At 46.5% G+C, this 22,809-nt stretch carries 25 protein-coding genes and 1 pseudogene; 9 read left to right on the top strand and 17 right to left on the bottom strand.

Annotated elements, in window-relative coordinates:
- Window positions 1-6: 6 nt before the first annotated feature.
- A complete protein-coding gene (locus NZD81_RS10420; RefSeq protein ID WP_136654717.1) occupies window positions 7-978 on the top strand; it encodes an ABC transporter substrate-binding protein in 972 nt (323 codons plus the stop codon).
- Between the two features lie 30 nt (window positions 979-1,008).
- Here the strand turns inward: NZD81_RS10420 and phoE are convergent, their stop codons facing one another.
- From phoE to NZD81_RS10390, 7 genes and pseudogenes are all read right to left on the bottom strand, one after another.
- Window positions 1,009-1,590: a phosphatase PhoE gene (phoE, locus tag NZD81_RS10415; RefSeq protein WP_148342910.1), complete on the bottom strand. Its 582-nt coding sequence runs from the start codon at window positions 1,588-1,590 to the stop codon at window positions 1,009-1,011.
- A gap of 70 nt (window positions 1,591-1,660) precedes the next feature.
- Window positions 1,661-2,755: an acetyl-CoA C-acyltransferase gene (locus tag NZD81_RS10410; RefSeq protein ID WP_289860448.1), complete on the bottom strand. Its 1,095-nt coding sequence runs from the start codon at window positions 2,753-2,755 to the stop codon at window positions 1,661-1,663.
- Window positions 2,752-4,191: an acyl-CoA synthetase gene (locus tag NZD81_RS10405; protein ID WP_282374143.1), complete on the bottom strand. Its 1,440-nt coding sequence runs from the start codon at window positions 4,189-4,191 to the stop codon at window positions 2,752-2,754. Before NZD81_RS10405 ends, NZD81_RS10410 begins: the two co-directional genes overlap by 4 nt.
- A gap of 6 nt (window positions 4,192-4,197) precedes the next feature.
- Entirely contained in the window at window positions 4,198-4,758 is a 561-nt protein-coding gene (locus NZD81_RS10400; protein ID WP_052438173.1) for a biotin transporter BioY, read from the bottom strand.
- Between the two features lie 134 nt (window positions 4,759-4,892).
- A complete protein-coding gene (locus NZD81_RS21275; protein WP_390626372.1) occupies window positions 4,893-5,690 on the bottom strand; it encodes a methyl-accepting chemotaxis protein in 798 nt (265 codons plus the stop codon).
- Between the two features lie 6 nt (window positions 5,691-5,696).
- A pseudogene (gene hemAT / locus NZD81_RS21270) lies at window positions 5,697-6,074 on the bottom strand (heme-based aerotactic transducer HemAT); the annotation flags it as partial.
- Between the two features lie 256 nt (window positions 6,075-6,330).
- Entirely contained in the window at window positions 6,331-7,860 is a 1,530-nt protein-coding gene (locus NZD81_RS10390) for an FAD-dependent oxidoreductase (protein ID WP_282374145.1), read from the bottom strand.
- A 111-nt stretch (window positions 7,861-7,971) separates the two neighbouring features.
- On the opposite strand from NZD81_RS10390, the gene NZD81_RS10385 reads away from it, so the two are divergent.
- A complete protein-coding gene (locus tag NZD81_RS10385; RefSeq protein ID WP_071582267.1) occupies window positions 7,972-8,829 on the top strand; it encodes an SDR family oxidoreductase in 858 nt (285 codons plus the stop codon).
- Window positions 8,830-8,855: 26 nt separating this feature from the next.
- Here NZD81_RS10385 and NZD81_RS10380 read toward each other — a convergent pair whose 3' ends face one another.
- Window positions 8,856-9,089, bottom strand: a complete 234-nt coding sequence (locus NZD81_RS10380; protein WP_014663441.1) for an IDEAL domain-containing protein — start codon at window positions 9,087-9,089, stop codon at window positions 8,856-8,858.
- Window positions 9,090-9,381: 292 nt separating this feature from the next.
- On the opposite strand from NZD81_RS10380, the gene comK reads away from it, so the two are divergent.
- Window positions 9,382-9,960, top strand: a complete 579-nt coding sequence (gene comK / locus NZD81_RS10375) for a competence transcription factor ComK (protein WP_282374146.1) — start codon at window positions 9,382-9,384, stop codon at window positions 9,958-9,960.
- A 45-nt stretch (window positions 9,961-10,005) separates the two neighbouring features.
- On the opposite strand, the gene NZD81_RS10370 is transcribed toward comK, so the two are convergent.
- Window positions 10,006-10,905, bottom strand: coding sequence for an SDR family oxidoreductase (locus tag NZD81_RS10370; protein ID WP_172641290.1), 900 nt, complete (start codon window positions 10,903-10,905; stop codon window positions 10,006-10,008).
- 215 nt (window positions 10,906-11,120) lie between these two features.
- Here NZD81_RS10370 and NZD81_RS10365 point away from each other — a divergent pair, with 215 nt between their 5' ends.
- Complete coding sequence (locus NZD81_RS10365; protein ID WP_014663444.1) at window positions 11,121-11,390, top strand: excalibur calcium-binding domain-containing protein; 270 nt, start codon at window positions 11,121-11,123, stop codon at window positions 11,388-11,390.
- A 43-nt stretch (window positions 11,391-11,433) separates the two neighbouring features.
- Here NZD81_RS10365 and NZD81_RS10360 read toward each other — a convergent pair whose 3' ends face one another.
- From NZD81_RS10360 to NZD81_RS10350, 3 genes are all read right to left on the bottom strand, one after another.
- A complete protein-coding gene (locus tag NZD81_RS10360; RefSeq protein ID WP_289860446.1) occupies window positions 11,434-12,903 on the bottom strand; it encodes a sodium:solute symporter family protein in 1,470 nt (489 codons plus the stop codon).
- Entirely contained in the window at window positions 12,900-13,100 is a 201-nt protein-coding gene (locus NZD81_RS10355; protein WP_003224377.1) for a DUF3311 domain-containing protein, read from the bottom strand. The genes NZD81_RS10360 and NZD81_RS10355 overlap by 4 nt, the downstream gene beginning before the upstream one ends.
- A gap of 209 nt (window positions 13,101-13,309) precedes the next feature.
- Window positions 13,310-13,672, bottom strand: coding sequence for a YhjD family protein (locus NZD81_RS10350; RefSeq protein ID WP_069839063.1), 363 nt, complete (start codon window positions 13,670-13,672; stop codon window positions 13,310-13,312).
- A 152-nt stretch (window positions 13,673-13,824) separates the two neighbouring features.
- On the opposite strand from NZD81_RS10350, the gene NZD81_RS10345 reads away from it, so the two are divergent.
- From NZD81_RS10345 to NZD81_RS10330, 4 genes are all read left to right on the top strand, one after another.
- Window positions 13,825-14,448, top strand: a complete 624-nt coding sequence (locus tag NZD81_RS10345) for a TVP38/TMEM64 family protein (protein WP_014663448.1) — start codon at window positions 13,825-13,827, stop codon at window positions 14,446-14,448.
- A 1-nt stretch (window position 14,449) separates the two neighbouring features.
- A complete protein-coding gene (gene lepB / locus NZD81_RS10340; RefSeq protein WP_014663449.1) occupies window positions 14,450-14,956 on the top strand; it encodes a signal peptidase I in 507 nt (168 codons plus the stop codon).
- A gap of 180 nt (window positions 14,957-15,136) precedes the next feature.
- Complete coding sequence (locus tag NZD81_RS10335; RefSeq protein WP_289860444.1) at window positions 15,137-16,636, top strand: monooxygenase; 1,500 nt, start codon at window positions 15,137-15,139, stop codon at window positions 16,634-16,636.
- A 76-nt stretch (window positions 16,637-16,712) separates the two neighbouring features.
- Window positions 16,713-17,240, top strand: a complete 528-nt coding sequence (locus NZD81_RS10330; protein ID WP_014663451.1) for a MarR family transcriptional regulator — start codon at window positions 16,713-16,715, stop codon at window positions 17,238-17,240.
- 26 nt (window positions 17,241-17,266) lie between these two features.
- Here NZD81_RS10330 and NZD81_RS10325 read toward each other — a convergent pair whose 3' ends face one another.
- From NZD81_RS10325 to NZD81_RS10315, 3 genes are all read right to left on the bottom strand, one after another.
- Window positions 17,267-17,494 carry a hypothetical protein gene (locus NZD81_RS10325; protein WP_069149321.1) on the bottom strand — a complete coding sequence of 76 codons (228 nt, stop codon included), beginning with the start codon at window positions 17,492-17,494 and terminating at the stop codon, window positions 17,267-17,269.
- The gene (locus NZD81_RS10320) at window positions 17,495-18,643 is read right to left on the bottom strand and encodes an AbrB family transcriptional regulator (protein WP_289860442.1); all 1,149 of its coding nucleotides are present in this window, start codon (window positions 18,641-18,643) and stop codon (window positions 17,495-17,497) included. It lies immediately after the preceding gene.
- Between the two features lie 107 nt (window positions 18,644-18,750).
- Window positions 18,751-19,953, bottom strand: coding sequence for an MDR family MFS transporter (locus tag NZD81_RS10315; RefSeq protein WP_289860441.1), 1,203 nt, complete (start codon window positions 19,951-19,953; stop codon window positions 18,751-18,753).
- 113 nt (window positions 19,954-20,066) lie between these two features.
- On the opposite strand from NZD81_RS10315, the gene NZD81_RS10310 reads away from it, so the two are divergent.
- Window positions 20,067-21,794 carry an SgrR family transcriptional regulator gene (locus NZD81_RS10310; protein WP_289860440.1) on the top strand — a complete coding sequence of 576 codons (1,728 nt, stop codon included), beginning with the start codon at window positions 20,067-20,069 and terminating at the stop codon, window positions 21,792-21,794.
- A 36-nt stretch (window positions 21,795-21,830) separates the two neighbouring features.
- On the opposite strand, the gene NZD81_RS10305 is transcribed toward NZD81_RS10310, so the two are convergent.
- Both NZD81_RS10305 and NZD81_RS10300 read right to left on the bottom strand, forming a co-directional pair.
- Entirely contained in the window at window positions 21,831-22,160 is a 330-nt protein-coding gene (locus tag NZD81_RS10305; protein ID WP_052438172.1) for a four-helix bundle copper-binding protein, read from the bottom strand.
- A gap of 118 nt (window positions 22,161-22,278) precedes the next feature.
- Window positions 22,279-22,716: a ferritin family protein gene (locus tag NZD81_RS10300; protein WP_103031841.1), complete on the bottom strand. Its 438-nt coding sequence runs from the start codon at window positions 22,714-22,716 to the stop codon at window positions 22,279-22,281.
- Window positions 22,717-22,809: the final 93 nt, after the last annotated feature.

Genomic DNA, 22,809 nt, shown 5'->3' with positions numbered 1-22,809 from the left:
GGAACTATGAAAAAAACACTGATTATTCTTACAGTTTTACTTCTTTCTGTCTTAACGGCTGCTTGCTCGTCTACAAGCGGCAATCAAAACAGCAAAGAACATAAAGTGGCGATAACACATGATTTAGGAAAGACGAATGTGCCTGAGCATCCGAAGCGGGTTGTTGTTCTTGAGCTTGGTTTTATCGACACACTGCTTGATCTCGGCATTACGCCTGTCGGGGTTGCCGATGACAACAAAGCGAAGCAGCTGATCAACAAGGATGTGCTGAAGAAAATTGACGGCTACACATCTGTCGGCACTCGCTCACAGCCAAGCATGGAAAAAATCTCTTCATTAAAACCCGATTTAATTATTGCTGACACGACCCGGCATAAGAAGGTGTACGATCAGCTGAAAAAAATCGCGCCGACGATTGCGCTTAATAATTTAAATGCCGATTATCAGGATACAATTGACGCTTCCCTTACGATTGCAAAAGCAGTCGGCAAGGAGAAGGAAATGGAGAAAAAGCTGACGGCGCATGAAGAAAAGCTTAGCGAGACAAAGCAGAAAATCAACGCGAACAGCCAGTCCGTGCTTTTGATCGGAAATACAAATGATACGATTATGGCCAGGGATGAAAACTTCTTTACATCAAGACTTTTAACACAGGTCGGCTATCGATATGCAATCAGTACGTCAGGCAATAGCGATTCAAGCAATGGCGGCGACTCCGTGAATATGAAAATGACACTGGAGCAGCTGCTGAAAACAGATCCGGATGTGATCATCCTGATGACAGGAAAAACAGATGACCTCGACGCCGACGGGAAACGCCCGATCGAAAAGAATGTCCTCTGGAAAAAGCTGAAGGCAGTGAAAAACGGGCATGTATACCACGTGGACCGTGCAGTGTGGTCTCTGCGCCGCAGTGTAGACGGGGCGAATGCCATTTTGGACGAGCTTCAGAAAGAGATGCCGGCTGATAAGAAATAAAAGAAAAGACAGGCTGACGCCTGTCTTTTCTTATTTGATAAAGCCGGATAAGTGGCTGTTGATATTATAGTCTTTAATCCGCCATTTTTCTTCTGCAAATTCAATGTTGCTGAGGCAGGCGTTTACGAGGCGAGTGCTTTTAAGCTCAGGGTCACCGCCGGATATCTCCGTCAGCAGGGCGTGAATTGCCGCACCGTGCGCCACGATCAGCACCTTCTTGTCTGGATACGCCTGGTTCACTTTTGCCAACCCGCCCATCAGTCTGTCAGTGAGTTCTTCTAAGGTTTCCATATTCGGATAGATGTTATCTGGATAGCGCTTTGTCCGTTCCTCCAGCGGCATGCCCTCCGCGTCGCCGTAATCGCGTTCCTTAAAATCATTCATCTCGACAATCGGAAGATGCAGATATTCATTAATAATTTCCGCGGTTCTTTTCGCTCTTTTCAGCGGGCTCGTCACAATAATATCCCAAGAAAAGTCCTTTACATATTCTCCGGTTTCTCTTGCTTGGCGTTCACCTGTTGCGTTTAGCGGGATATCGGTTTTGCCTTGGCATTTTTGCTGCAGGTTCCAATCGGTTTCTCCATGTCTTACTAAACAAACGGCTGTCATAAAATCCCCTTCCTGACTTTATTCATATTGCTATTATACTAAATCGAAAGCGTGCATCCTATGAAAAAGCCTATGCAAGCACTTTAAATAATAAAGCCAGTCCGATTCCGCCGCCGCTTCCGATGGCTGCAACCGCATATTGACAGTCTGTCCGTCTTTTCGCTTCATAAAACAATCTGGTTACCAGAGCCGCACCTGATGCACCGTATGGATGGCCAAGAGCTAATGCGCCGCCGCGCACATTGATTTTTGAAAAGGGAATGCCGAGTTCTTGCGAGCAGACACAAATTTTGACGGCAAAGGCTTCATTGATTTCAAATAAATCGATATCATCAGGTGTTACATCGTGTGTATGTAAGAGCTGACGAATCGCATCAACCGGTGCCGCGGGCGGATAGTTGGGGTGAATACCGCTGACAGCGCTGCCGATAAACCGAAGCACAGGCTTAAGTCCGAGGGCTGCCGCTTTTTCTTCTTCCATTACTAAAAGAGCAGCTGCTCCGTCTGCTATGCCGCTGCTGTTGGCTGCTGTGACTGTTCCGGAGCTGGTGTCGAAAACCGGCTTTGCACGGGGAATAATTGCTTTTATCGGCCGCGTCTTCAAAAATGCTTCGTCCGTATCCAATTCCCCGAGAGCAACAATTTCTTCACGGTAGAATCCTTCATCATGCGCGTTCCTGCTGCGATGATGGCTGAGAAGCGCGTACTCATCCTGCATGCTTCTGCTGATGGAATAGCGTGCCGCTGTATATTCTGCGGCAATGCCCATGTCGGGATCGCCGATCGCATCTGGAGAAAAGCGGGCCCGTTCTGAAAAAAGGGATTGGCTGCTGCTTTCTGAGCCGCCCGCGATATACATCGTGCCGGCTCCCGTTTGAATGAGGCTGCAGGCATAGCGTACGGCTTCAAGGCCTGAGCCGCACTGTCTGTCAATTGTCATCCCGGGAACCGATAAAGGCAGTCCGGCTTGAAGGGCTGACAGTCTGGCGAGGTTGCCGCCTCTGCCGGTAGCGTTTCCTAGAATGACCTCGTCAATTTGATCCTCTAGCTTTCGGCTGAGACACCGGATGATGGGAGCCGCCAAATCCTCCGGCAGGAAAGGCTTCAGCAGTCCATTTTGTTTTCCGAAGATCGTTCGTTTTGCATCAACAATAACCGCATTCATTTATACTGTACACCCTCTTCCAGCCATTTCTTCACTCTGGAACGGGCAATTTTTCCGCTGCTCGTTTCCGGCAAGCTGTCTGCAAACACCCATTTTTTCGGGATTTTATAGGAGGCTAATTTCTGTTTACACCAGGCTTTCAGCTTTCTGGCATTAGCGCTTCCACGAATGACAGCTACAGCGATTTCTCCCCAATACTCATCCGGCATTCCAACGACAGCCGCGTTTTCAACCTCTGGGCAGGAGAGTAGCACACGTTCAACTTCTTCTGGGAAAATATTTAATCCTCCGTATACGATCATCCCGTTTTCTCTTCCTGATATGTATAGAAAGCCTTCCTCATCAACGCAGCCCATATCATCCACTGTCATCCATTCATCTGGTGTGCTGCCGTTCACATAGCCGGAAAACCGCATCGGGCTTTTGACAAATATTTTTCCGATTTCTCCTGGCTGGCAGCGTTCTCCTTTGGCGCCGCGGATTTCAATCTGGACATTATGAAAAGGGCGGCCGGCTGAATGCGGCTTCCGTTTGCTGTCTTCCGGTGAAGAAAACGTCACAAAACTAAGCTCTGAAGTGCCGTAAAAATCGTACAGCCTGAGATGGGGCCATATAGCGGCAAGCTTTTTCTTGGATTCTGCCGGCCAGTCTGCACCAGATGAAATGATTTTAAGAGGGCTGTCGGGAAAGCCCTCGATCCGGGTGAGTGCGTCTGTCATTGTCGGTACGGTATAAAGAACACTGACGGCTTCACGGTTCAGCCATTCCTTTGTCTGGGCAGGAGAAAACTTATTCAGCAAACAAACCGTTCCCCCGAGATATAAAGTGCTGACTGCCCCATATAAAAAGTGAGAGGATATTAACGTTCCTGGAATCAACACCGTGTCATCTGATGAGATCGAAAAATCTGTTTCTGTACAGGTAAAGCTCTCTATCCATGAGCGGTGAGACCGCGTAAAGGCCTTTGGTTTTCCTGTAGAGCCTGACGTAAATCCCATGTAAAAGGGGTGCTCCGGGTCAATGATAGGTAAGGGAGCAGCGGATTCCTCTTCAATATTTGCCATACAGTTATCCAGCAAAACAACGGGTGTCTTGCTATGTATCAGTTTGTTTTTGTAAAAGTCTGAAGTAACCACTAGATCCGCATCACTTATGGATAGCCTCTCCATACATTCAACCGGGCTCCAGCGTGTGTCGAGGGGAATGGCCGTGCATCCAGCCGCTGCGGCTCCAGCAAACAGCTGTAAAAACGCCAGACTATTTGGGAGCAAAAATGCCACACGATTCGGCATGCTTGGCTGTGACCGCAGCCAATTTGCGGTTTGGGCGACAAGCCGATCCCAATCTTGGTACGTGATTTGCTCCGATTCAGTTAGGATCGCTACACGGCCGGGCGATGTTTCGGCAGTAGATGAATAGGTATGAGTAATTGTCATGCAGTGTCATCCTCCTTTTGTAAACATCGTATCAGAAAGAGACAAGGCTTGAGTGATTTTTATTGCCAGGAATGCAGATACAGCCGCTTTTATCAAATCACCGGGCACATATGCAAGACTCATGAAGGCGGCCTGTGACAAATCAATATGCATCATAAAAGCTTGTACCGGTATACCAAGCAGATAAATAAAGATGATGCCGAATGCGATATGAGTGAAAAAGAGACGCACTGCTGTCACCTTTCGCAGTCTGTTAGCGGCTAAACTGATCAGCCATGAAGCGAGTGGATAAGCGATCAAAAAACCTGCGCTCGGTCCGAAAAACACACCAAAACCGCCTCGTCCGCCAGGCAACAGCGGCGCTCCGAAGGCGACGAGCAGCAAAAAGACAAGCTGGCTTAAGAAAGCAGACTTTGGCTTGAGGATGCTGCCTGCCAGCATGACACCAAGCGTTTGCAATGTAATTGGAACGGGTGTAAAGGATAAGAAGAGAGGGGGGATAAAGCCGAGCACTGCCATCAGTGCGGTGAAAATAGCAATATGCATCATGTCAATTAATTTCAGCATTGTGAATCCTCCAAACAGTAATCAAATATGGTTATACAATAAATGCAGGCTATTATTATGTCAACTTATTTTTAAATTAAGTTTACATAATGAACGCAGAAAAACCGGCCGTATGGCAGGCCGGTTTTTGATGGTTATTCTTCTGTCAGAATGACAAGCGAATCAACGGAAGCGGCCACATGGGAAACGGCGCGGCTGACTTCCTGAAGCCCTCCAAGAAAGGCCTGCAGATCGACGTCGATTTTGCCTGATTGCTCTTTGCTGATTTTCATGCTGTGGACGATTTCATCGAATAAGCGGTTAATTTGCGTCATTTTTTCTTTACTTTCGCTGACTAGCTCATTCACGTCCTTGATATGCTTCGATACAATGTTGATTTGTGTATTCGTATTATTCACAAGCTCAGACACAGTAGAGACGGTTTTTTTCGTGTCCTCAGAAAGCTTCCGCACTTCATTTGCCACGACAGCAAAGCCTTTGCCGTGTTCTCCGGCGCGGGCGGATTCAATGGAGGCATTGAGCGAGAGAAGGTTTGTTTGTTCAGCTATGCCTGTGACGATGCCGAAGATTTTTTCAATTTGCTGCGCGATTTCATCCAGCTTGACCATTTCTTTTTCGATTTGGACAAGGCTTGTGTCAATTTTGTTCATCTGTTTTTGCTGGACTTCTAGCTCTTTTTTCCCGCCGATCGACTTTTCTTCAACAGTGCTGGATGTCACCGTGCCGGCTTTGGATGCTTGAGAAATGCCTTCAGATTTGTCCACAAGCTCTTGAACGGATCTGCTTGTTTCTGAAAACAGATTGGCAATCGATCCAGAGGTTTCTTGAATTTTCTGATGAAGAAGGTTTTTCTTTTCTTCTTGTTCATCACGGGTCTGGCTGTACTCGCTTTGAAATGCTTCAAGGACAAGCTGCTGTTCTAAATTCAAGATTTTTGTTGTCGCTTTAATGGCTTTCAGCAGTTCTTGCTGATTTGTAATGGAAGCTTCGTAAATGTCAATCATTGACAAAAGAAGTTCTTGAAACGCGCCCATATACCATTTTGGCAGAAGGCCAATTTTTAAATGGATGGAGGCGATTCGGTTTCGCTTTTCAATGAATTCATCATCGATAACGCCTGCAAACATTTCCTGAATATGCCGTTTTAACGTTTGTTTTAAACGGTCAACTGAGCTGTGATCATTAATGATATCCATCAATGAGCTTTCATGGTCAAGGTTTTTATAAAACGCATCGACGATGAATACGATATTTTCTTGAATTAATGGCTGAAGCTGCTCCAACACGTAAAGCTCAGCATCTCCCAGCCTGACCATTTTGAGCTGTTTTTTGACATCTTCATGTTTGTTTGTGAGCTGGATGCGGTTTTTTTGCTGTCCATTTGAATCAGAAAAGTAAGCAGTTTCTTGTTTTCTCTCTTTTTTAAATAACAATACAATGATCCCCCTTGGGAAAAAATATAATTTTTACTTTTTGGCTTTTTAAGCCTTTTACTTTTTTATCGGCCAAGGGAAACATGAATGAAGCTGCAGATGAAAAATATTTGAAAAACCGTTCATTAAAATGAACGGTTTAATCGGGATCTATTTGCTTTAATGGTTTAATGGCCGGACCCTCTACAACTTCGCCAGAAGGCTTAAAGCGTGATCCGTGGCACGGACAATCCCATGTATGCTCGCTGTCGTTCCACTCGACCTCGCAGCCTAAATGGGTACAGGTTGTATCAACGAGATGGAGGCAGCCTGTCTCATCCCGAAATGCGCCCGCCCGCCTGCCGTTTATGGTGACGGCTTTTCCTTCTCCAGGCGCAATGTCTTCAAATTGGACATCAGGCTTTTCAAGCTTTCCTTTAATTAAATGCTTGGCGACATCGGCATTGTAGGAAATCACTTTCTGCAAACCGGGGTTCAGATGGAACCGGGACGGCGTGAAAATGCTTTCGTAAGGATTATCTTTTTTCTCTACAAGGTCCGATAATAAAGTGGCTGCGACCCCCGATGCAGTCATGCCCCATTTTTTGAACCCGGTCGCTACTAGAATATTATCCTCATTTTCCGACATCGGCCCGATAAACGGGATTTTGTCGATCGTCACAAGATCTTGGGTGGACCAATAATATGGGATGCTTTCGATGCCGATGGTGCTTTCGGCCAGTTGTCTCAGTGTTTCATAATGTGTGGACATGTCTTTTCCCTGGCCTGTTTTATGGCTTACTCCGCTGAAGAGAATCAGCTTTTCACCGTTTGCAACCGTATAGCGAAGGGCCACTGACGGCTGATCGATACTCAAATACATGCCCTCGGGATACTCGATCTTCGGCTTGATGGCGAGGACATAAGATCTGTCAGAATACATTCTCGCAGCATATAACCCGCCTCCGTCATAAAAAGGGAAGTGGGAACAGCATATGACAAAGCGGCTCTTAATGGCGTGCCGGCTTTTTGTTATCACTTCGGGCCTTTCGCCTTTTTTGATATCAAGCGCAACGGTCTCTTCATAAATTCGGCCGCCTTTTTGAACAATTTGCTCCAGAAGCGCTTTTAAGTATTGCAGCGGATGAAATTGAGCTTGATTCTTCATGACAAGCGCCAGCTTAGAACCTACGGGAATCGGAAGATCCTTGATAAGGTCTCTTTCAATTCCGAGTTTTGTGTATGCCTCATGCTCAGTGCGGATTTTTTGAACAGCGTTTTCATTTGCTGTGTAAAGATATGCGTCTTGCTCAATCCATTCACAGTCAATTTGATGTTCATCCACAATCCCTTTTATGTAATCAATTGCATTTTGGTTTGCTTCATAATAAAGCCTCGCATGGTTTAATCCGAAATTGCGGATAAATTCGTCGTATATCATGTCATGCTGTGCGGTAACTTTAGCCGTTGTGTGGGCAGTGGTTCCGTTGAGAACCTGATTTGCTTCAATCAAGACAACACGGAAGCCTCTCTTCGTAAGTTCATATGCCGTTGTAATTCCTGTAATCCCGCCTCCGATAATGGTGACGTCACATTCAATGTCCTCTTGAAGTGCAGGAAAAGAAGGCAGGTCAGTTGATGTTTTCCAGTATGTTTCAGGTGCTTCCTTTGCAAAATGTTGATTAGCCAAGCCGTTATACCTCCAATCAGATTTATTCTTAATTTTTCCATATTCTATCTTTTCATACATAGGAAGCAGGCATTGTTCATAACATAATAAGGTTGAAAAGGAGTGATTTCATTGGCGAATCAAAAAAAGAAAACTTTACCGCCCCAGCACCAGAACCAGCAGCCTGGTTTTGAATATCTCATGGACCCGCGTCCGGTTTTTGATAAGCCGAAGAAAGCGAAAAAATTAGAGGGCAAAACCGCTATTATTACTGGAGGAGACAGCGGAATTGGACGCGCTGTATCGGTGTTATTTGCAAAAGAAGGGGCTAATGTGGTCATTGTATATTTGAATGAACATCAGGACGCCGAGGAAACAAAGCAGTACGTAGAAAAGGAAGGGGGAAAATGCCTGCTGATTGCAGGAGATGTCGGGGATGAAGCGTTTTGCAATGATGTAGTCGGGCGGGCAAGCCAAGCGTTTCCATCCATTGATATATTGGTTAACAATGCAGCTGAGCAGCATGTCCAGCCCAGCATTGAAAAAATCACCAGCCACCAGCTGCTCAGAACCTTCCAAACAAACATTTTTTCCATGTTTTACTTAACAAAGGCAGTGCTGCCTCATTTAAAAAAAGGGAGCTCTATCATTAATACCGCTTCAATTACCGCCTATAAAGGCAATAAAACGCTGATCGATTATTCAGCGACAAAAGGAGCGATCGTCACGTTTACAAGATCCCTTTCCCAGTCGCTTGTTCAGCAGGGCATACGGGTAAATGCGGTGGCACCGGGTCCCATTTGGACACCGCTTATCCCGGCCAGCTTTGCCGCAAAAGACGTGGAAGTGTTTGGTTCAGACGTGCCGATGGAGCGCCCGGGACAGCCGGTCGAAGTGGCGCCAAGCTATTTATACCTAGCCAGCGACGATTCCACATATGTCACAGGACAGACAATTCACGTCAATGGCGGAACCATTGTGAATGGATAATAAAAAGCCAATCCTTAAGGATTGGCTTATTCGCTCTGCTTGAGCGTTGCATATTCTTTAGAGAGCGTCAGAAACGCATCTTTATCTTTTTCGTCCAAGGCTTTGTTGATTTGGTCCGTCAGCATGGCCAGCCGACGCTTATACAAGGATTCATCGAGCACCATTTGAATATAGACATCCGTCATTGTGACATCAAGTTCTTTTGTTTTTTGCGTGTTGCGGGACTTCATGAGCTCAGTGTACGATTTTTTCTCTTTCATAAAGAATCCCCCCAATGCCTTTTTTATAGTATATGGATAACGGTCGAAAAAATCAATAAATTTTTATAATTTTTAGACAACTAATACTTGGCAATCTATCGACATATCCTGCAAAATGCCGTAAACCGGCAAGTCTAATCAAAGTAAAATCGGTTTATTACTAGTCATTTAGTACCATTAAATATCATTAAAAGATGATTTTATCTTAATTGTTAAAAAAACCTGTCGTTTTATAAAAACAGATGATAGATTATTAGTATAAATTTTGCAGAAAAAGGATGGAGGCCAAAATATGAGTCAGAAAACAGACGCACCTTTAGAATCGTATGAAGTGAACGGCGCAACAATTGCCGTGCTGCCAGAAGAAATAGACGGCAAAATCTGTTCCAAAATTATTGAAAAAGATTGTGTGTTTTATGTCAGCATGAAGCCGCTGCAAATTGTCGACAGAAGCTGCCGATTTTTTGGATCAAGCTATGCGGGAAGAAAAGCAGGAACTTATGAAGTGACAAAAATTTCACACAAGCCGCCAATCATGGTGGACCCTTCGAACCAAATCTTTTTATTCCCTACACTTTCTTCGACAAGACCTCAATGCGGCTGGATTTCCCATGTGCATGTAAAAGAATTCAAAGCGACTGAATTCGACGATACGGAAGTGACGTTTTCGAATGGGAAAACGATGGAGCTGCCGATTTCCTATAATTCGTTCGAGAACCAGGTATACCGAACAGCGTGGCTCAGAACCAAATTCCAGGACAGAATCGACCACCACGTGCCGAAAAGGCAGGAATTTATGCTGTACCCGAAGGAAGAGCGGACGAAGATGATTTATGATTTTATTTTGCGTGAGCTCGGGGAGCGGTATTAGAAAAATGGAAAGGAGCTGACCCGCAGGGCAGCTCCTTTCATAAAGCTATGCCGTCGGAATTCCCCCGGTGATGCCATATACCTGAGATGTTACATAGCTTGAATTCTCTGAAGCTAAAAATACATAAACATCCGCCAATTCCGCTGGCTGTCCAGCGCGGTTTAATGGAGCTGGAGGCGTGCCTTGTCCGAATTTCGGGATGTTTTCCGTCGGCTGTCCGCCGGAAATTTGCAGCGGTGTCCAAATGGGTCCGGGCGCAACTGAATTCACTCTGATTCCTTTGGAAGCCAGCTGTTTTCCCAGTCCGACGGTAAAGCCGATAATGGCGTTTTTCGTTGCTGCGTAATCTAACAGCATCGGGCTTGGATTATAGCCTTCAACTGAGGTAGTTGTGATAATTGAAGCTCCCTCCGGCAAATACGGAAGCGCCGCTTTTACAACCCAGTAAAGGGAGAAGACGTTCACTTCAAATGTTTTATAGATTTGTTCAGTAGGCAGATCTTCGATGTTTTCGACTGCTTGCTGTTTGCCTGCAACGAGCGCCAGCACATCCAGTCCTCCGAGCTCCTGCTGCGCCTGTTTGACCAGATCTTGGCAAAAGGATTCGTCGCTCAAGTCTCCGGGGATCAGCACTGCTTTTCGACCTTCTGCTTCGATCAGTTCTTTTACCTCTTCAGCATCTGGCTGTTCCTCGGGCAAGTAGTTAATGGCCACATCGGCGCCTTCTCTGGCGTAAGCGATCGCGGCAGCGCGGCCGATGCCGGAATCGCCGCCGGTGACAAGCGCTTTCCGGCCGATTAGTTTACCTGACCCCTTGTAGCTTTTTTCTCCGCAATCAGGGAGAGGCTTCATGTTCTTTTGCAGGCCTGGCGGCTCTTGATATTGTTCAGGAAATTCATCATGGAAAAATGCTTTTATAGGATTCGTAAGATTTGAATCAGACATCATCAACGCTCCTTTTCTGTTTGGTGTACATTCGTATGTGTACCCCTGAGCATGTGGAGAAAAACATGTGTTGGCAGTTTGAATAGTGAAGGAAAAAGAAAACAAGAAAAACAAACCCTTCTTCCATATTTATCTTGTCAAATAAGACTATATGAATTATGATAAATTCGAGCTATAAATCAACTAAATATTGGGTGTTGGGGGAGTGAATTGTCATGAAAAAAGCGGCGGCGGTTTTGCTGTCACTCGGTCTCGTTTTCGGTTTTTCATACGGAGCTGACCATGTGGCGGAAGCCAAAACAAAGGTGAAGGTCTATAAGAACTGCAAGGAGTTAAACAAAGTATACAAAGGCGGAGTGGCCCGCACATCGAAGGTGAAAAATAAAGGCGGAAAAACGAAGTACAAGCCTTACGTCTCTAAGGACCTTTATGATGCCAATAAAAAGAAAGACCGCGATAAAGATCTTATCGCCTGTGAACGGTAAATAAGAAAAAGCAATCTGATGTCCAGATTGCTTTTTCTATTGCTTAAGCCGCCTGATCGGCCGCAGCGCTTTTCGCCTTCCTTGTCATAAGGCTGACTGCCGTCATGACCGTGATATTCAAAAGCAGGGCGGCGATGCCGACATTCAAGTCTTTTGCGGCTTGCGGCAGCGCCGGAAATAAAGTGCCGATCGTCGTTTCCGTCATTGTAATATAAGTAACTGCTCCAACACCTGCCATAATGCCGGCGAAGGCTCCCTGCTTTGTCACCATATTATGCTTGAACAGGCTGAACAAAAGGGCGGGGAATAGCTGTGTGACAAGGCTGTAGCCCATCAAAAGCAGCGTAACGATGGTATTCCCGCCTTTGAAGGTAAAATACACCGAAATCAGCGCGATCACCGGCACTAAAAACTTAGCAAGCGCCGATACTTGCTGTTCTGTCGTGCGGGGTGCGATCACCTTGTACACATTTTTTGCAAACAGCGTGGAGGCGGACATTAAGATCATAGAGCCTGGCACAAGTGCTGTCAGCAGTCCGGCAGCACCGATAATTCCGACAAACCATGGGTCAAATGCTTGCAGGGACAGTCTCAAAAGCGATAGATCCCCGTCTGCGCCTTTCAGATTTGGAACTTGCAGGATAGCCGCGAAGCCAACGAAAAGGACGAAGAGCAGGACCAGCTGGTACAAAGGCATGATGATGGCGTTTTTGCGAAAGACTTTTGGATTTTCAGCTGAATACGAAGCGGAAAACGTGTGAGGCCACATGTAAAACCCGAGCGCTGTCAAGAGTACGGTTGAACTGAACCACGCCGTACTTTGTCCTGTTTCGGGCAGCGTAAGAAAGCCAGGCTTTGCCGTTTCAATCTGCTGAAACATGTCTTGAAATCCGCCGTAGTAATGAATTGGCAAATACACACCTAAAAACAGAACGACAACCAGAATCATGATGTCCTTCACAACCGATATCCAGGCTGACCCGTGAATGCCGGAAACCATAACATAAACCGTAATGGAAATGGCACCGATCCAGATGGCGGCGGTCGGGGTGATTTTGCCGTACGAGGTTTCCGATACAATCAGCCCGAGGCCTTTCAGCTGCAGTACAAGATAGGGAATGAGTGCGGCGATGCCGACCAGTGAAACGAGAATGCCAAGCAGCGGACTGTTGTATTTTTTTGTGAAAAAATCAGACTGCGACATCAGTTTATGCTGTTTCGCGTACGTCCAAACTGCCGGAAGAAGCCAGTAAGACAGGATGTAGGCCAGGCATCCGTAGGCGATGATATAAAAGGCTGGACCGCCCTTTCCGTAGGCCCAGCCGCTGCCGCCGAGAAACGTAAAAGTAGTGTAAATTTCGCCTGCCATCAAAAGGAAGACGAACACAGTTCCGAAGCCGCGTCCTCCAACCGTCCACTGCTCCAGGTTCATGTCTTTTCCTTTTTGGGCGCGTATACCGAGAAAAATACTCAAGAGCAGGACGCCAAAAATGATGATGAGAGCTGCGTTCATTCTGCTTCCTCCTTTTTATTTTCCTTGTCGAGGACATACACAATTGCCATCAGCGCAGAGGTCAAAAGAGCCCACATCACAATATAGGCAAGGATAAACGGCATGCCGAACACATAGGGGGTCACTTTATTTGCAAAAGGGATGCCGAGTAAGATTCCGATAAAGGGCAACGCGGCGAGAACGTGAATCAGTTTCATAAAATCCTCCTTCTCATTAGGATTGGGGGTGTACAAGCCCGGCCGTACTGAAAATGGTGTCGTCGATATGGCAGTACATGTCATATTTCGGGGTGAAAGGCTGTGGTTCGAATTATAAATAAATTTATTTTGTTTGTATAGTGTGAATTGTCTGAAATTTATGATCAGGATCGCCCCGAAGAGGGAACGGACAATATGATTCAAAAGGCTCAGGTCCTGTCCGGGGCAAATAGATAGTATGTTAATAATTCGCTGACCTGCTCACGGATTCGGGGATTAAAATAGCGGTGCTTTTCTTCATAACCGTCCATGACAAATACATAGAGCGTAAACGCCTCATCGCGTTCCATCTCGCGGATCGCAATTTTCCTCTTCCTCAGTTCTTTTCTGACCTCTATCAAATCCTTTTGTGCTATTTTTAATGATTCGCTGATAAGCTGTTTATAAGGATGCTTCAATTTTAATGTGCTTTCTTCAATTGCGGCGAGATCACGGTTAAAAATCGTAATGGCCATGGGCAAAAAGAGAGCACGTTCAATTAAATCGTATATTTCCTCTTGCAGATTCGGCATGTTGACTCCTTCTTTCTAAAGGGAACATTTGTTCTATTTGTATTCTATATCGGCTGGTGAAATGTTTCAAGACAGAAAAAAACACCAAAACTTTTTAGTTTTCTGCTGATAATGTGTAGAATAAGGATAGACAAACCTGGTAAGGAGTATAAATGTTGGAGCATTTTTTATCCTATTTGACACAAGAACATTTAACTGAATTATTTCAAAGCTATAGGGCTTTCGGTCCGCTCATAGCTGTGCTGCTGCCTTTAATTGAAGCGTTTCTCCCGTTTTTGCCGCTGATCGTGTTTGTGGTGGCGAATACGAACTCGTTTGGCTTATGGGAAGGATTCATCCTGTCCTGGGCGGGATCAACTGCTGGTTCCATTCTCGTATTTTTGATCGTCCGTCAATACGGACAGAGAAAATTGCTTGGATTTATCCGCAGTCATCCGTCTGTCAGAAAGCTGATGTTATGGGTGGAAAGACACGGCTTCGGCCCCATGTTTCTTCTGCTTTGTTTTCCATTTACACCGTCAGCCGCGGTGAATGTTGTTGCCGGTTTGTCAAGGATCGGAACGCGGCCGTTTATTTTGGCGGCAGCCTCAGGGAAGCTTGTCATGATTTTTATGATCAGCTTCATCGGATATGATCTGCACGCGCTGATTACACAGCCGATTCGAACGGTCATCGCCGTATTGGTGATCACTGTCTTATGGTATGTCGGCAAAAAGGTGGAGCGGCATCTGCATGTAAGAGCCAGTCAGCGTGAGCATGATGGAGGGAGACAGTAACATGAAAAAACGGTTTTTGTTTCTTGCCGGTGTAGTGTCCGTCGTTCTCGCCATTCAGGTTAAAAATGCCGTCTTTATTGATTACAAGGTAGAAGGTGTCAGTATGAACCCGACGTTTCAGGAAGGGAACGAATTGTTGGTCAATAAATTTTCACATCGATTTAAAACCATCCATCGTTTTGACATCGTTCTTTTTAAAGGCCCTGATCATAAAGTGCTGATTAAACGGGTGATCGGCTTGCCCGGTGAAACGATCAAATATCAGGATGATCAGCTGTATGTGAACGGAAAGCAGGTTGCTGAGCCATTTTTGAAGCATTTAAAATCCGTTTCTGCCGGAAGCCATGTAACAGGTGATTTTTCTTTGAAAGATGTGACGGGAACCAGCAAGGTGCCGAAAGGAAAATATTTTGTCGTTGGAGATAATCGCATATACAGCTTCGACAGTCGGCATTTTGGTCCGATAAGAGAAAAAAATATTGTCGGTGTGATTTCTGATGCCGAATAAAAAGACGCTAATTGAAGAGGCGTCTTTTTGTATGCCGTTTGGAAAAATGTGTTGAAGAAAAATTTGTAAGGAGCTATAATCAATATTGTTACGAGTGTAACAATATTCGTATACTTTTTGATTGAAGGTCCATTTTTATTGGGTTTTAATCGTTTTTTTATGAAACAAAAGGAGTGGTGAATGATGATGAAATATGAAGCAGTGATTATAGGTGGAGGGCCGGTCGGATTTATGCTGGCTTCTGAGCTTGCGATGGCCGGGGTGAAAACATGTGTGATTGAACGGCTTGAAAAACCTGTTCCACATTCCAAAGCGTTGACATTGCATCCCCGAACGCTGGAGCTCCTTGAGATGAGAGGGATTTTAGAGCGGTTCGTATCCAAGGGAAGCAAGATACCTTCCGGACATTTTTCAATGCTGGATACCCGTCTGGATTTTTCAGGCTTGGATACGAGTTGCCCTTACACGCTTTTGCTCCCGCAGTCCAAAACAGAAAAGCTGCTTGAAGATCATGCACGACGTCTGGGTGCAGAGGTGTTTCGGGGTGCAGAGGCGCTCGCGGTAACGCAAAACGGGGAAGCGGTGCAAACGATTTTTAAGGATCGGGACGGCAGTGTACGGACGATCACAAGTAAGTTTGCCGTTGGTGCCGATGGCGGTGGAAGTACCGTTCGGAAACAGGCTGGAATTGAGTTTCCGGGAACAGACAGTACTGTCACCGCTGCGCTTGGAGATGTGGTGCTCCTTTCTCCGCCGCCGTCAGGAGTACTGTCCCTTTGCACAAAAGAGGGCGGTGCTATGATTGTTCCGTTATCACCAGGCCAATACCGTGTAGTTGTCGTCAGCCCTTATCGCACACAAACGCCGAAAGATGTGCCGGTGACTGAGGAGGAGCTGAAAGCTGACCTTCTGCGAATTTGCGGGACTGACTTCGGTTTAACCGACCCTTCGTGGATGTCGCGGTTCGGAAACGCCGCGCGCCAAGCAAAACGGTATCGGAACGGCAGAATCTTTCTAGCAGGTGATGCCGCACATATTCATTTTCCAGCGGGAGGGCAAGGATTGAATGTCGGCCTTCAGGATGCGATGAACCTTGGGTGGAAGCTGGCGGCGGCGATCAAGGGCTCTGCGCCTTCATGGCTTTTGGACAGCTATCATGGCGAGCGGCACCCGGCAGCTGAAGGGCTTTTGAGGAACACGGAGGCACAGACAAGGCTGATCGATTTTACTCAAGCAGGCCTCCATTTGCGGGGGATGATGTCGGAGCTGCTGGCCTTCCCTGATGTGAATCGATATGTAGCGGGGCAAATTTCTGCGCTCGATGTCAGATATGAAGCTGATCTCATCATGCCGCCGCATCGTTTGAACGGGGCAAGGCTCCCTGATATGGAGCTGATTCTTTCCGACGCCAGTTCGGAATGGCTGTACAGCCTTCTCCGAAACGGGACATTCGTTTTGCTGTCGTTGATGCAGGAAGCTGATGATCATATCAAAGTGAAAGGCTTACGAACGGTAAACGCCTCGCTTGCAGAACCGAATGAAAAGTTGCGGGATGTGCATACCATATTGATTCGTCCTGATGGACATGTAGCCTGGGCGGTAGATGCATCAGCGCCCGATTGTGCCGAGGTGATTCAAAAAGGGATCAGCCGCTGGTTTTCCGTCACCAGCCGAGTATAATTCAATTCGATTGTTTCATCTGTAACAAAACGGTATGATAGAAGAAACAATCGAATGAAAAAGGATGGAAGACCCGATGAACACAGATCATACGAAACGTAATCTTTTTGAATTGTATGCGGAGCTCATTCATCAGCAGGAGAAATGGGAGGGGCTTATTAAAGCTTTTTTATCCGACGAATTGAGGAAGCTGGATGTAGAGCACGGGAGTAAATCTCAATTGACGATGACAGAAATTCATGTTCTGTCCTGTGTCGGGGACAATGAACCAATCAATGTCACGTCGATAGCAGAAAAAATGAATACGACAAAAGCGACTGTATCACGCATCAGCACAAAATTGCTCGGCGCAGGCTTCCTGCACAGAACACAGCTCAGCGATAATAAAAAGGAAGTCTACTTCCGATTGACGCCTGCTGGAAAAAAGCTGCACAATTTGCACAAATATTATCATCAGAAGGCTGAACAGCGTTTTCTGTCATTTTTTGACCGCTATACCGAGGAGGAAATTCTTTTTGCGGAACGGCTGTTTCGTGATCTTGTGACAAAATGGTATCCGACGTCAGAAGAAATTGAAGGAGGCCTTCCCGGCATTTTCAAATAAAAAACACGCACTGCGGTGCGTGTTTTTTACGTTTTTTCTTTCTTTTTCAGGATGATGAGGTAAATCAAATTTCCTCCGACTAAAATCGTAAGCGGCAGTCCGGGGGAGCCGGTTGCCACCAAATTATAAATCAGCCAGATTCCTAAGCATATGCCATAATATAAGTGCATTGCCTTCTCTGGATTGTCGCGCAGCAAAAGAGTCACTCCTTCCCCATCTGCTATAAGTGTATCATGGAAGGATTTTGTTTCCAATTATGCATTGCTGCTGATCGAGCCCTCTTTTCCTTTTTTTTCACCATGGAGATGGTGAAGCAGACGATAAAACGGCGGCAGCAGGGCAATGACAAGGATGACGCGGATGACCTGAACCGCAACGACAAAGGTGGAATCAGCATGTAATGTAACTGACGTCGTCGCCATCTCTGCAATCCCGCCGGGCGCAAATGCCAGAACAGAGGTGATGAGCGAGATTCCTGTCAGTTCGGAAACGATCACGGCGCTCAAAAACATAGCTGCGATTAAACCGACGGACGAGATAAACCCGACGATGATAATGCGGGTGACGCCGGCAAACATGCTTTTGTACATTTTAGAGCCGATCGTTGCCCCGAGAAATACTTGTGATACATGGTTCGCTTGTGACGGCCACCATGCCGTCATGTCGTGCCCTATCGCCGCAGCTCCGCCAACATGTACAATTGCTACACCAAGCATGCTGCCAAGCAGCCATGGAGCCGGAAACTTTAAACATTTCGCCGCTTTACAGGCTCCCCAGGCAGCGAGAATCAGAATGACGGTCCACAAAACGGGAGCGAGCCTAAAATCTGTCGTTGCTGAAGAAAGCCCTGCCGCAGCACTTGTGGAACTGTCTTGTTTTGTATAGATCATGATAACCAAAAACGGAATGGAAAGGACCACGAGCAGCACCCGCATCATTTGCACGAGGCTGACAATGGCGGTGTTGGCGCCGACCTCCTGTGCGATGCTCGGCATGGCGGAAAGCCCGCCGGGAGCTGTGCCGACAAAGCTAGTCATCATATCCGTTTTGCTGAAACGCCAAAGCACATATCCTGACAGCATGGCCAGCAGGATAGACAATATCAGCATAACGCCGACTGAAAACCAATGGTCTTTGAGAACAGAGAGAACGGATAAATTCAGCTTTTGGCCCAATTCGATGCCGAGGATCATCTGCCCGAGGGCGAGCCATCGTCGGTTAATTCCTTTTTGGTCTGGTGCCATCATCAGCCATGCCGGCCGTATCATGGCGAGGCAGCAGGCGACAATCAGCGTTCCGATCATCCATCCAATTGATATTCCGGTTAATGAAAGAATAAACCCCCCGGCTGCACTGATTGCGATAAACCATAGATCTTTGAGGAGATTTTCGTCTTTCTTCAATGTAAACCCTTCTTCCTTTTCGCGTAACACTCCAATTGTTCACGTAGTGAATGTATTTATTACTATAGTATATTTTTGTTGATAAAGAAATTATGAATTATTTTCTATTAGTGATTCACTTTTCTTATGACCTTATGTTCGAGCTTCTCTATTGTGTAAGTCAGGCATAAACCCGCTGCCAGCAGACACACGGCAAGGGCGTAAAATATCACTTCTCCGCCAAACGATGTCAGGATCAGCCCGCCCGCGAGCGGTCCGATTGAGCGGGATATATCCCAATGCAGACCATAGACAGCATAGAACCGGCCAAGCAAATGAGGCGGTGCCAATTTTGAGATGAAGGTCTGGATGTGAGTTAATCCGATGCTTTCGCCAACCGTCATCACCGCTGCCGTCACTAAAAGCATTGTCGGGGATGTTGAGCATGCAAAGCCTGCAGCCGCAAGGGAGTAGCAGATATAAGTAATGAAAAGAATCGTTTTCATTGTAAGCTTTTCAGTCCCTTTGACAAGAGGAACCTGGAAAACAAAGCTGAATAAAGCCTTTGCTGCTGAGTAGATGGTCAGCATGGACAGATAATCAGAAAACATATTTTTGCTGAACAGTCGGTATGTTGTTTCTGTTTGCGCATATAACATGCTGATGGGGAGAGAAAGCAGCAAAAGAAGCAGGACGGGCCTGTATATCGTAAAGCTCGCAGACTTTTCCTGTGTCACAGCTGTGTTTTGCGGCTTTGTCTCAGGAAGTTTCCATGCAGCTGCCAGAAAGTAGATGAACAAGGCTGCGGCATCTAAAGCGAATATCCATTCAGGATTTTGTTTGTACAGGAGCATTCCGAGCAGCGGCCCTGCCGTCAGGCCGGCTGAATAGATCGCGTTGATGACCGCAAATACTTCCGAACGTCTGCTTTCTGGCGTGTTTTCAGCGATTTGGGCGCGGGAAGCGGGAATGTATAACGATCTTCCGATGCCATTCACGACATAAAGAATGGCGAAAACATACGCATGCTCAGCAAATACAAACCCTGTCATTGCAGATGATTGCAGAAGCAATGCGATCAAAATCGCTGTACGCCGACCAAGCTGGTCCGTCACCCGTCCGGCAGCGAGCGTCAGGAAAAGATCAGAAAATGGCTGAAGGCTGATGATCAGCATTGGCATCATGACATTGCCGTTTAATTGTTCATGCAGATACAGCACCATAAAAGGTCCCATCATTGCACCTGTCAGGCTTGTCAGCATTTCGCCGAAAAAGCGGAGCCAAACGGGAGCGGTATATCTTGATTTAATAGATTGAAAGCTGGTCAGCATGTGATCGCCGCCTTTCGGTGTTTGATATAGTAGTAGTGTATAGAAGGGGCGGCGACCCAAAAAGTGAAGAAAAGAAGAGATAAAAGTTCCCCTTTTGTCGGGAGGTGCGGGGATTGAAGCTAATTGAGCACTACGTGGCACTTGTAAAAACAGGACGGGTTGAGTATGGGCAAATGAACGAAATGACGCTCACTGAGATTGCCGCCAGTTTATTTTGTACGGAAAGAAATGCAAAGCTCATTTTACATAAGATGGAGAACAGCAATTGGATTACCCGGGAAAGCGGGGCGGGGCGTGGGCGTAAATCAAAAATCGCGTTTCTTCGGAGGCCTGAGGAACTGCTTCTTCAAACTGCCAAGGAATATACCATGGCTGGAAAGCTTAAAAAGGCACAGGAGCTGCTTCAGCAGTATCAGTCCGCGTTTCCGGAGCTTCAAAATGAATATGGTATGTGGTTTTCTGAGGTATTTGGTTTTGTGACAGAGTCCGGCCGGGACGGGGTAAAGGATGTTCTCCGGATGTTCATCTCCCCTGAATCTGCCAGCAGTTTTGATCCATGCCAAATATTTTTGCGGTCTGAGGGCCATTTCGTCAAACAGATATTTGATACGCTTCTCACGTTTGATCCGGATATGCAGGAGCCGAAGCCTCATTTGGTTCATGGATGGGAAGAGGACGGAAAAAAACGGTGGAGATTTTTTCTTCGAAAAGGTGTGTCGTTTCATAATGGGCAGCTGCTGACATCGCGGGACGTTGCGTTTACGTTTCAGCGCTTTTTGGAACTGGCTGACAACCCGTATAAATGGCTGCTGCACGGAGTGAAACAAGTCTTAGAAAAGGGCCCTTATTGTGTGGAGATCATACTTGATAAGCCGAATGAGTTTTTGCCGTATGCTCTTTGTGACGAACGGCTGTCCATATTGTCGGCCGAACAGGACGGCGGGATCAATGGAACAGGGCCTTTTCGGGTGAATCAGCATCACGGCTGGATGCTTGTGCTTGAAGCCTATGAGCGCTACTTTAAGGGGCGCCCCTATTTGGATCGCGTGGAGTTTGTGTTTTCTGAACAAGCCGGTGAGATGAACGGATTTACCATTCAAGAAAAACAAACATGTCCTGAGCAGCAAACTGTTTTTGATGAGCGGCATGTCCAGTATTTGTCGCTCAATCTGAAAAAGAAGGGGCCTCTTCAGCACCGAAGCTTTAGAAAAGCGCTCCGGCTGTTGATTTCCTCTGAACGGCTCGTTCGTGAAGCGGGAGGGCACCGAAGAATCCCGGTTACGTCGTTTTGGCATCCGAGTTCTTTTGAGTTAGAGGGCGTTACGCCATCTGAATTGTTGAAGAAAAGCGGATACGAGGGCGAAACAATGGTGCTGTATACCTTTTCGGAAACGGATCATCGTGAGGACGCCGAATGGATTCAAAATATGTGCGCCCAACACGGGATCAAGCTTACACTTCGATTCTGTGATGCTGATGATCTGCGACGGCCGGAAGTCGTGCAGATGGCGGATATCATTCATGACAGTGCGACGTTTTATCAAGATACCGAGTTTGGTTTTCTGCATTTGCTGCTGTCGGAGAACAGTTTCTTGTGCCAGCATCTATCTGAAAAGCTGACACAATTCTGCTCGGGAATGATAGAGCGGATGTTTTCCATGCCTGACCGCTGTTCGAGAATGAATATCCTGCGTGACATTGACCGTCAGCTTACACAGGAGCTGAATGCAATTCCGCTGTATCAAAATGTGCTACAGGTGACATCAAGTAACAATGTAAAAGGCCTGGTGCTTGATGAAGAGGGATGGATTGATTTGTACTCCGTGTGGCTGTCCAAATAAAAAGAGAGGGTTCAATCATTGAACCCTCTCCGTCTTTTAAGACGCCGCCATGCTGCGGCATTGTTCAGCGCAGGCGAAGCAGGCTTTCGCACATGCTTGACAATGATCGTGATCATGCTTTTCGCATTCAGTGCCGCACGCTTCACAAATATCGGCGCAAAGTGCACAAATTTCTTTCAAAAACGGGCTGTTCGTTTGCATGGCTTTGATTGCCAGGGCGCAAATATCCGCGCATTCCCTGTCAAGCCGGATGCAGCCGCTGAGATCGTGGTGCGCGCTTTCTTCCAAACATTTTGTAAAACAATGATTGCAAGCCTCCATACAATCAATGCAAGCCTCAATACAAGCTTCTGAATATTGCTCCATGGTTGATTCCCCCTGTATGGCAATGTATGGTTTTATGTTTCCCGGCTGCATTTGAAAAAAACGGAGGAATGTGTTTTTAGCTGAGGAGATATGTACATATACCCTAAAACGGGTATATCTAACGTTTGGCCAGATAGTATAGGAACCAAACAGCGTGATTTTGCTCATCACGTGCGGCGCGCGTGAAGATGCCTTTCGCTTTTAAGTTTGACGTTTCCTCGGCTGCACGCAAGTAAAAGTCGACGGTTTCTTGTTCATCTTTAAAAGCGGCGTCCAGTCCTCTCGTGAAATGGTCCGGGCACTCTTCCGTTTGTTTCGGCATGATGTGCTTGCCGGTAATCGATCCGTACAGTGTAGAAAATTCACGAAGGTGGCGGATCTCGTCACGTCTGATTTCTTCAATCTGTTTTCTGACTTCATCGCGGTCGGCTAGTTCGGCAAGCCTGCGGTAGCATTGAATTGCACTGAATTCTCCGTTGATGGCCTTCTGCAAATTCCGAATCAAAACAGGATCTTCCCGGTATGGCACCGGATAGGGATAGTAACTGTAATGCAAGAGGATTCAACTCCATTCCTAGGAATTGGGCTTCTGTAAAAGTATATGTTGGGCAAGGAGAGATGTGCGGGGATAATCAGCTTTTTATATGTG

This window comes from Bacillus sp. B.PNR1 (assembly GCF_030386235.1).
Taxonomy (GTDB): domain Bacteria; phylum Bacillota; class Bacilli; order Bacillales; family Bacillaceae; genus Bacillus; species Bacillus stercoris.
The sequence above is the reverse complement of the archived record's forward strand: the minus strand, read 5'-3'. Positions and strand labels throughout refer to the sequence as shown.

Coding starts and splice junctions, on each gene's coding strand:
- NZD81_RS10420 (WP_136654717.1), top strand. CDS start 7: ATGAAAAAAACACTGATTATTCTTACAGTTTTACTTCTTTCTGTCTTA.
- NZD81_RS10355 (WP_003224377.1), bottom strand. CDS start 13,100: ATGAAACTGATTCACGTTCTCGCCGCGTTGCCCTTTATCGGAATCTTA.
- NZD81_RS10305 (WP_052438172.1), bottom strand. CDS start 22,160: ATGGAGCAATATTCAGAAGCTTGTATTGAGGCTTGCATTGATTGTATG.
- NZD81_RS10400 (WP_052438173.1), bottom strand. CDS start 4,758: ATGCTGAAATTAATTGACATGATGCATATTGCTATTTTCACCGCACTG.
- NZD81_RS10360 (WP_289860446.1), bottom strand. CDS start 12,903: ATGAACGCAGCTCTCATCATCATTTTTGGCGTCCTGCTCTTGAGTATT.
- NZD81_RS10405 (WP_282374143.1), bottom strand. CDS start 4,191: ATGACAATTACTCATACCTATTCATCTACTGCCGAAACATCGCCCGGC.
- NZD81_RS10330 (WP_014663451.1), top strand. CDS start 16,713: ATGAACACAGATCATACGAAACGTAATCTTTTTGAATTGTATGCGGAG.
- NZD81_RS10345 (WP_014663448.1), top strand. CDS start 13,825: ATGTTGGAGCATTTTTTATCCTATTTGACACAAGAACATTTAACTGAA.
- NZD81_RS10365 (WP_014663444.1), top strand. CDS start 11,121: ATGAAAAAAGCGGCGGCGGTTTTGCTGTCACTCGGTCTCGTTTTCGGT.
- NZD81_RS10350 (WP_069839063.1), bottom strand. CDS start 13,672: ATGCCGAATCTGCAAGAGGAAATATACGATTTAATTGAACGTGCTCTC.
- phoE (WP_148342910.1), bottom strand. CDS start 1,590: ATGACAGCCGTTTGTTTAGTAAGACATGGAGAAACCGATTGGAACCTG.
- NZD81_RS10410 (WP_289860448.1), bottom strand. CDS start 2,755: ATGAATGCGGTTATTGTTGATGCAAAACGAACGATCTTCGGAAAACAA.
- NZD81_RS10315 (WP_289860441.1), bottom strand. CDS start 19,953: ATGCTGACCAGCTTTCAATCTATTAAATCAAGATATACCGCTCCCGTT.
- NZD81_RS10335 (WP_289860444.1), top strand. CDS start 15,137: ATGATGATGAAATATGAAGCAGTGATTATAGGTGGAGGGCCGGTCGGA.
- lepB (WP_014663449.1), top strand. CDS start 14,450: ATGAAAAAACGGTTTTTGTTTCTTGCCGGTGTAGTGTCCGTCGTTCTC.
- NZD81_RS10380 (WP_014663441.1), bottom strand. CDS start 9,089: ATGAAAGAGAAAAAATCGTACACTGAGCTCATGAAGTCCCGCAACACG.
- comK (WP_282374146.1), top strand. CDS start 9,382: ATGAGTCAGAAAACAGACGCACCTTTAGAATCGTATGAAGTGAACGGC.
- NZD81_RS10370 (WP_172641290.1), bottom strand. CDS start 10,905: ATGTCTGATTCAAATCTTACGAATCCTATAAAAGCATTTTTCCATGAT.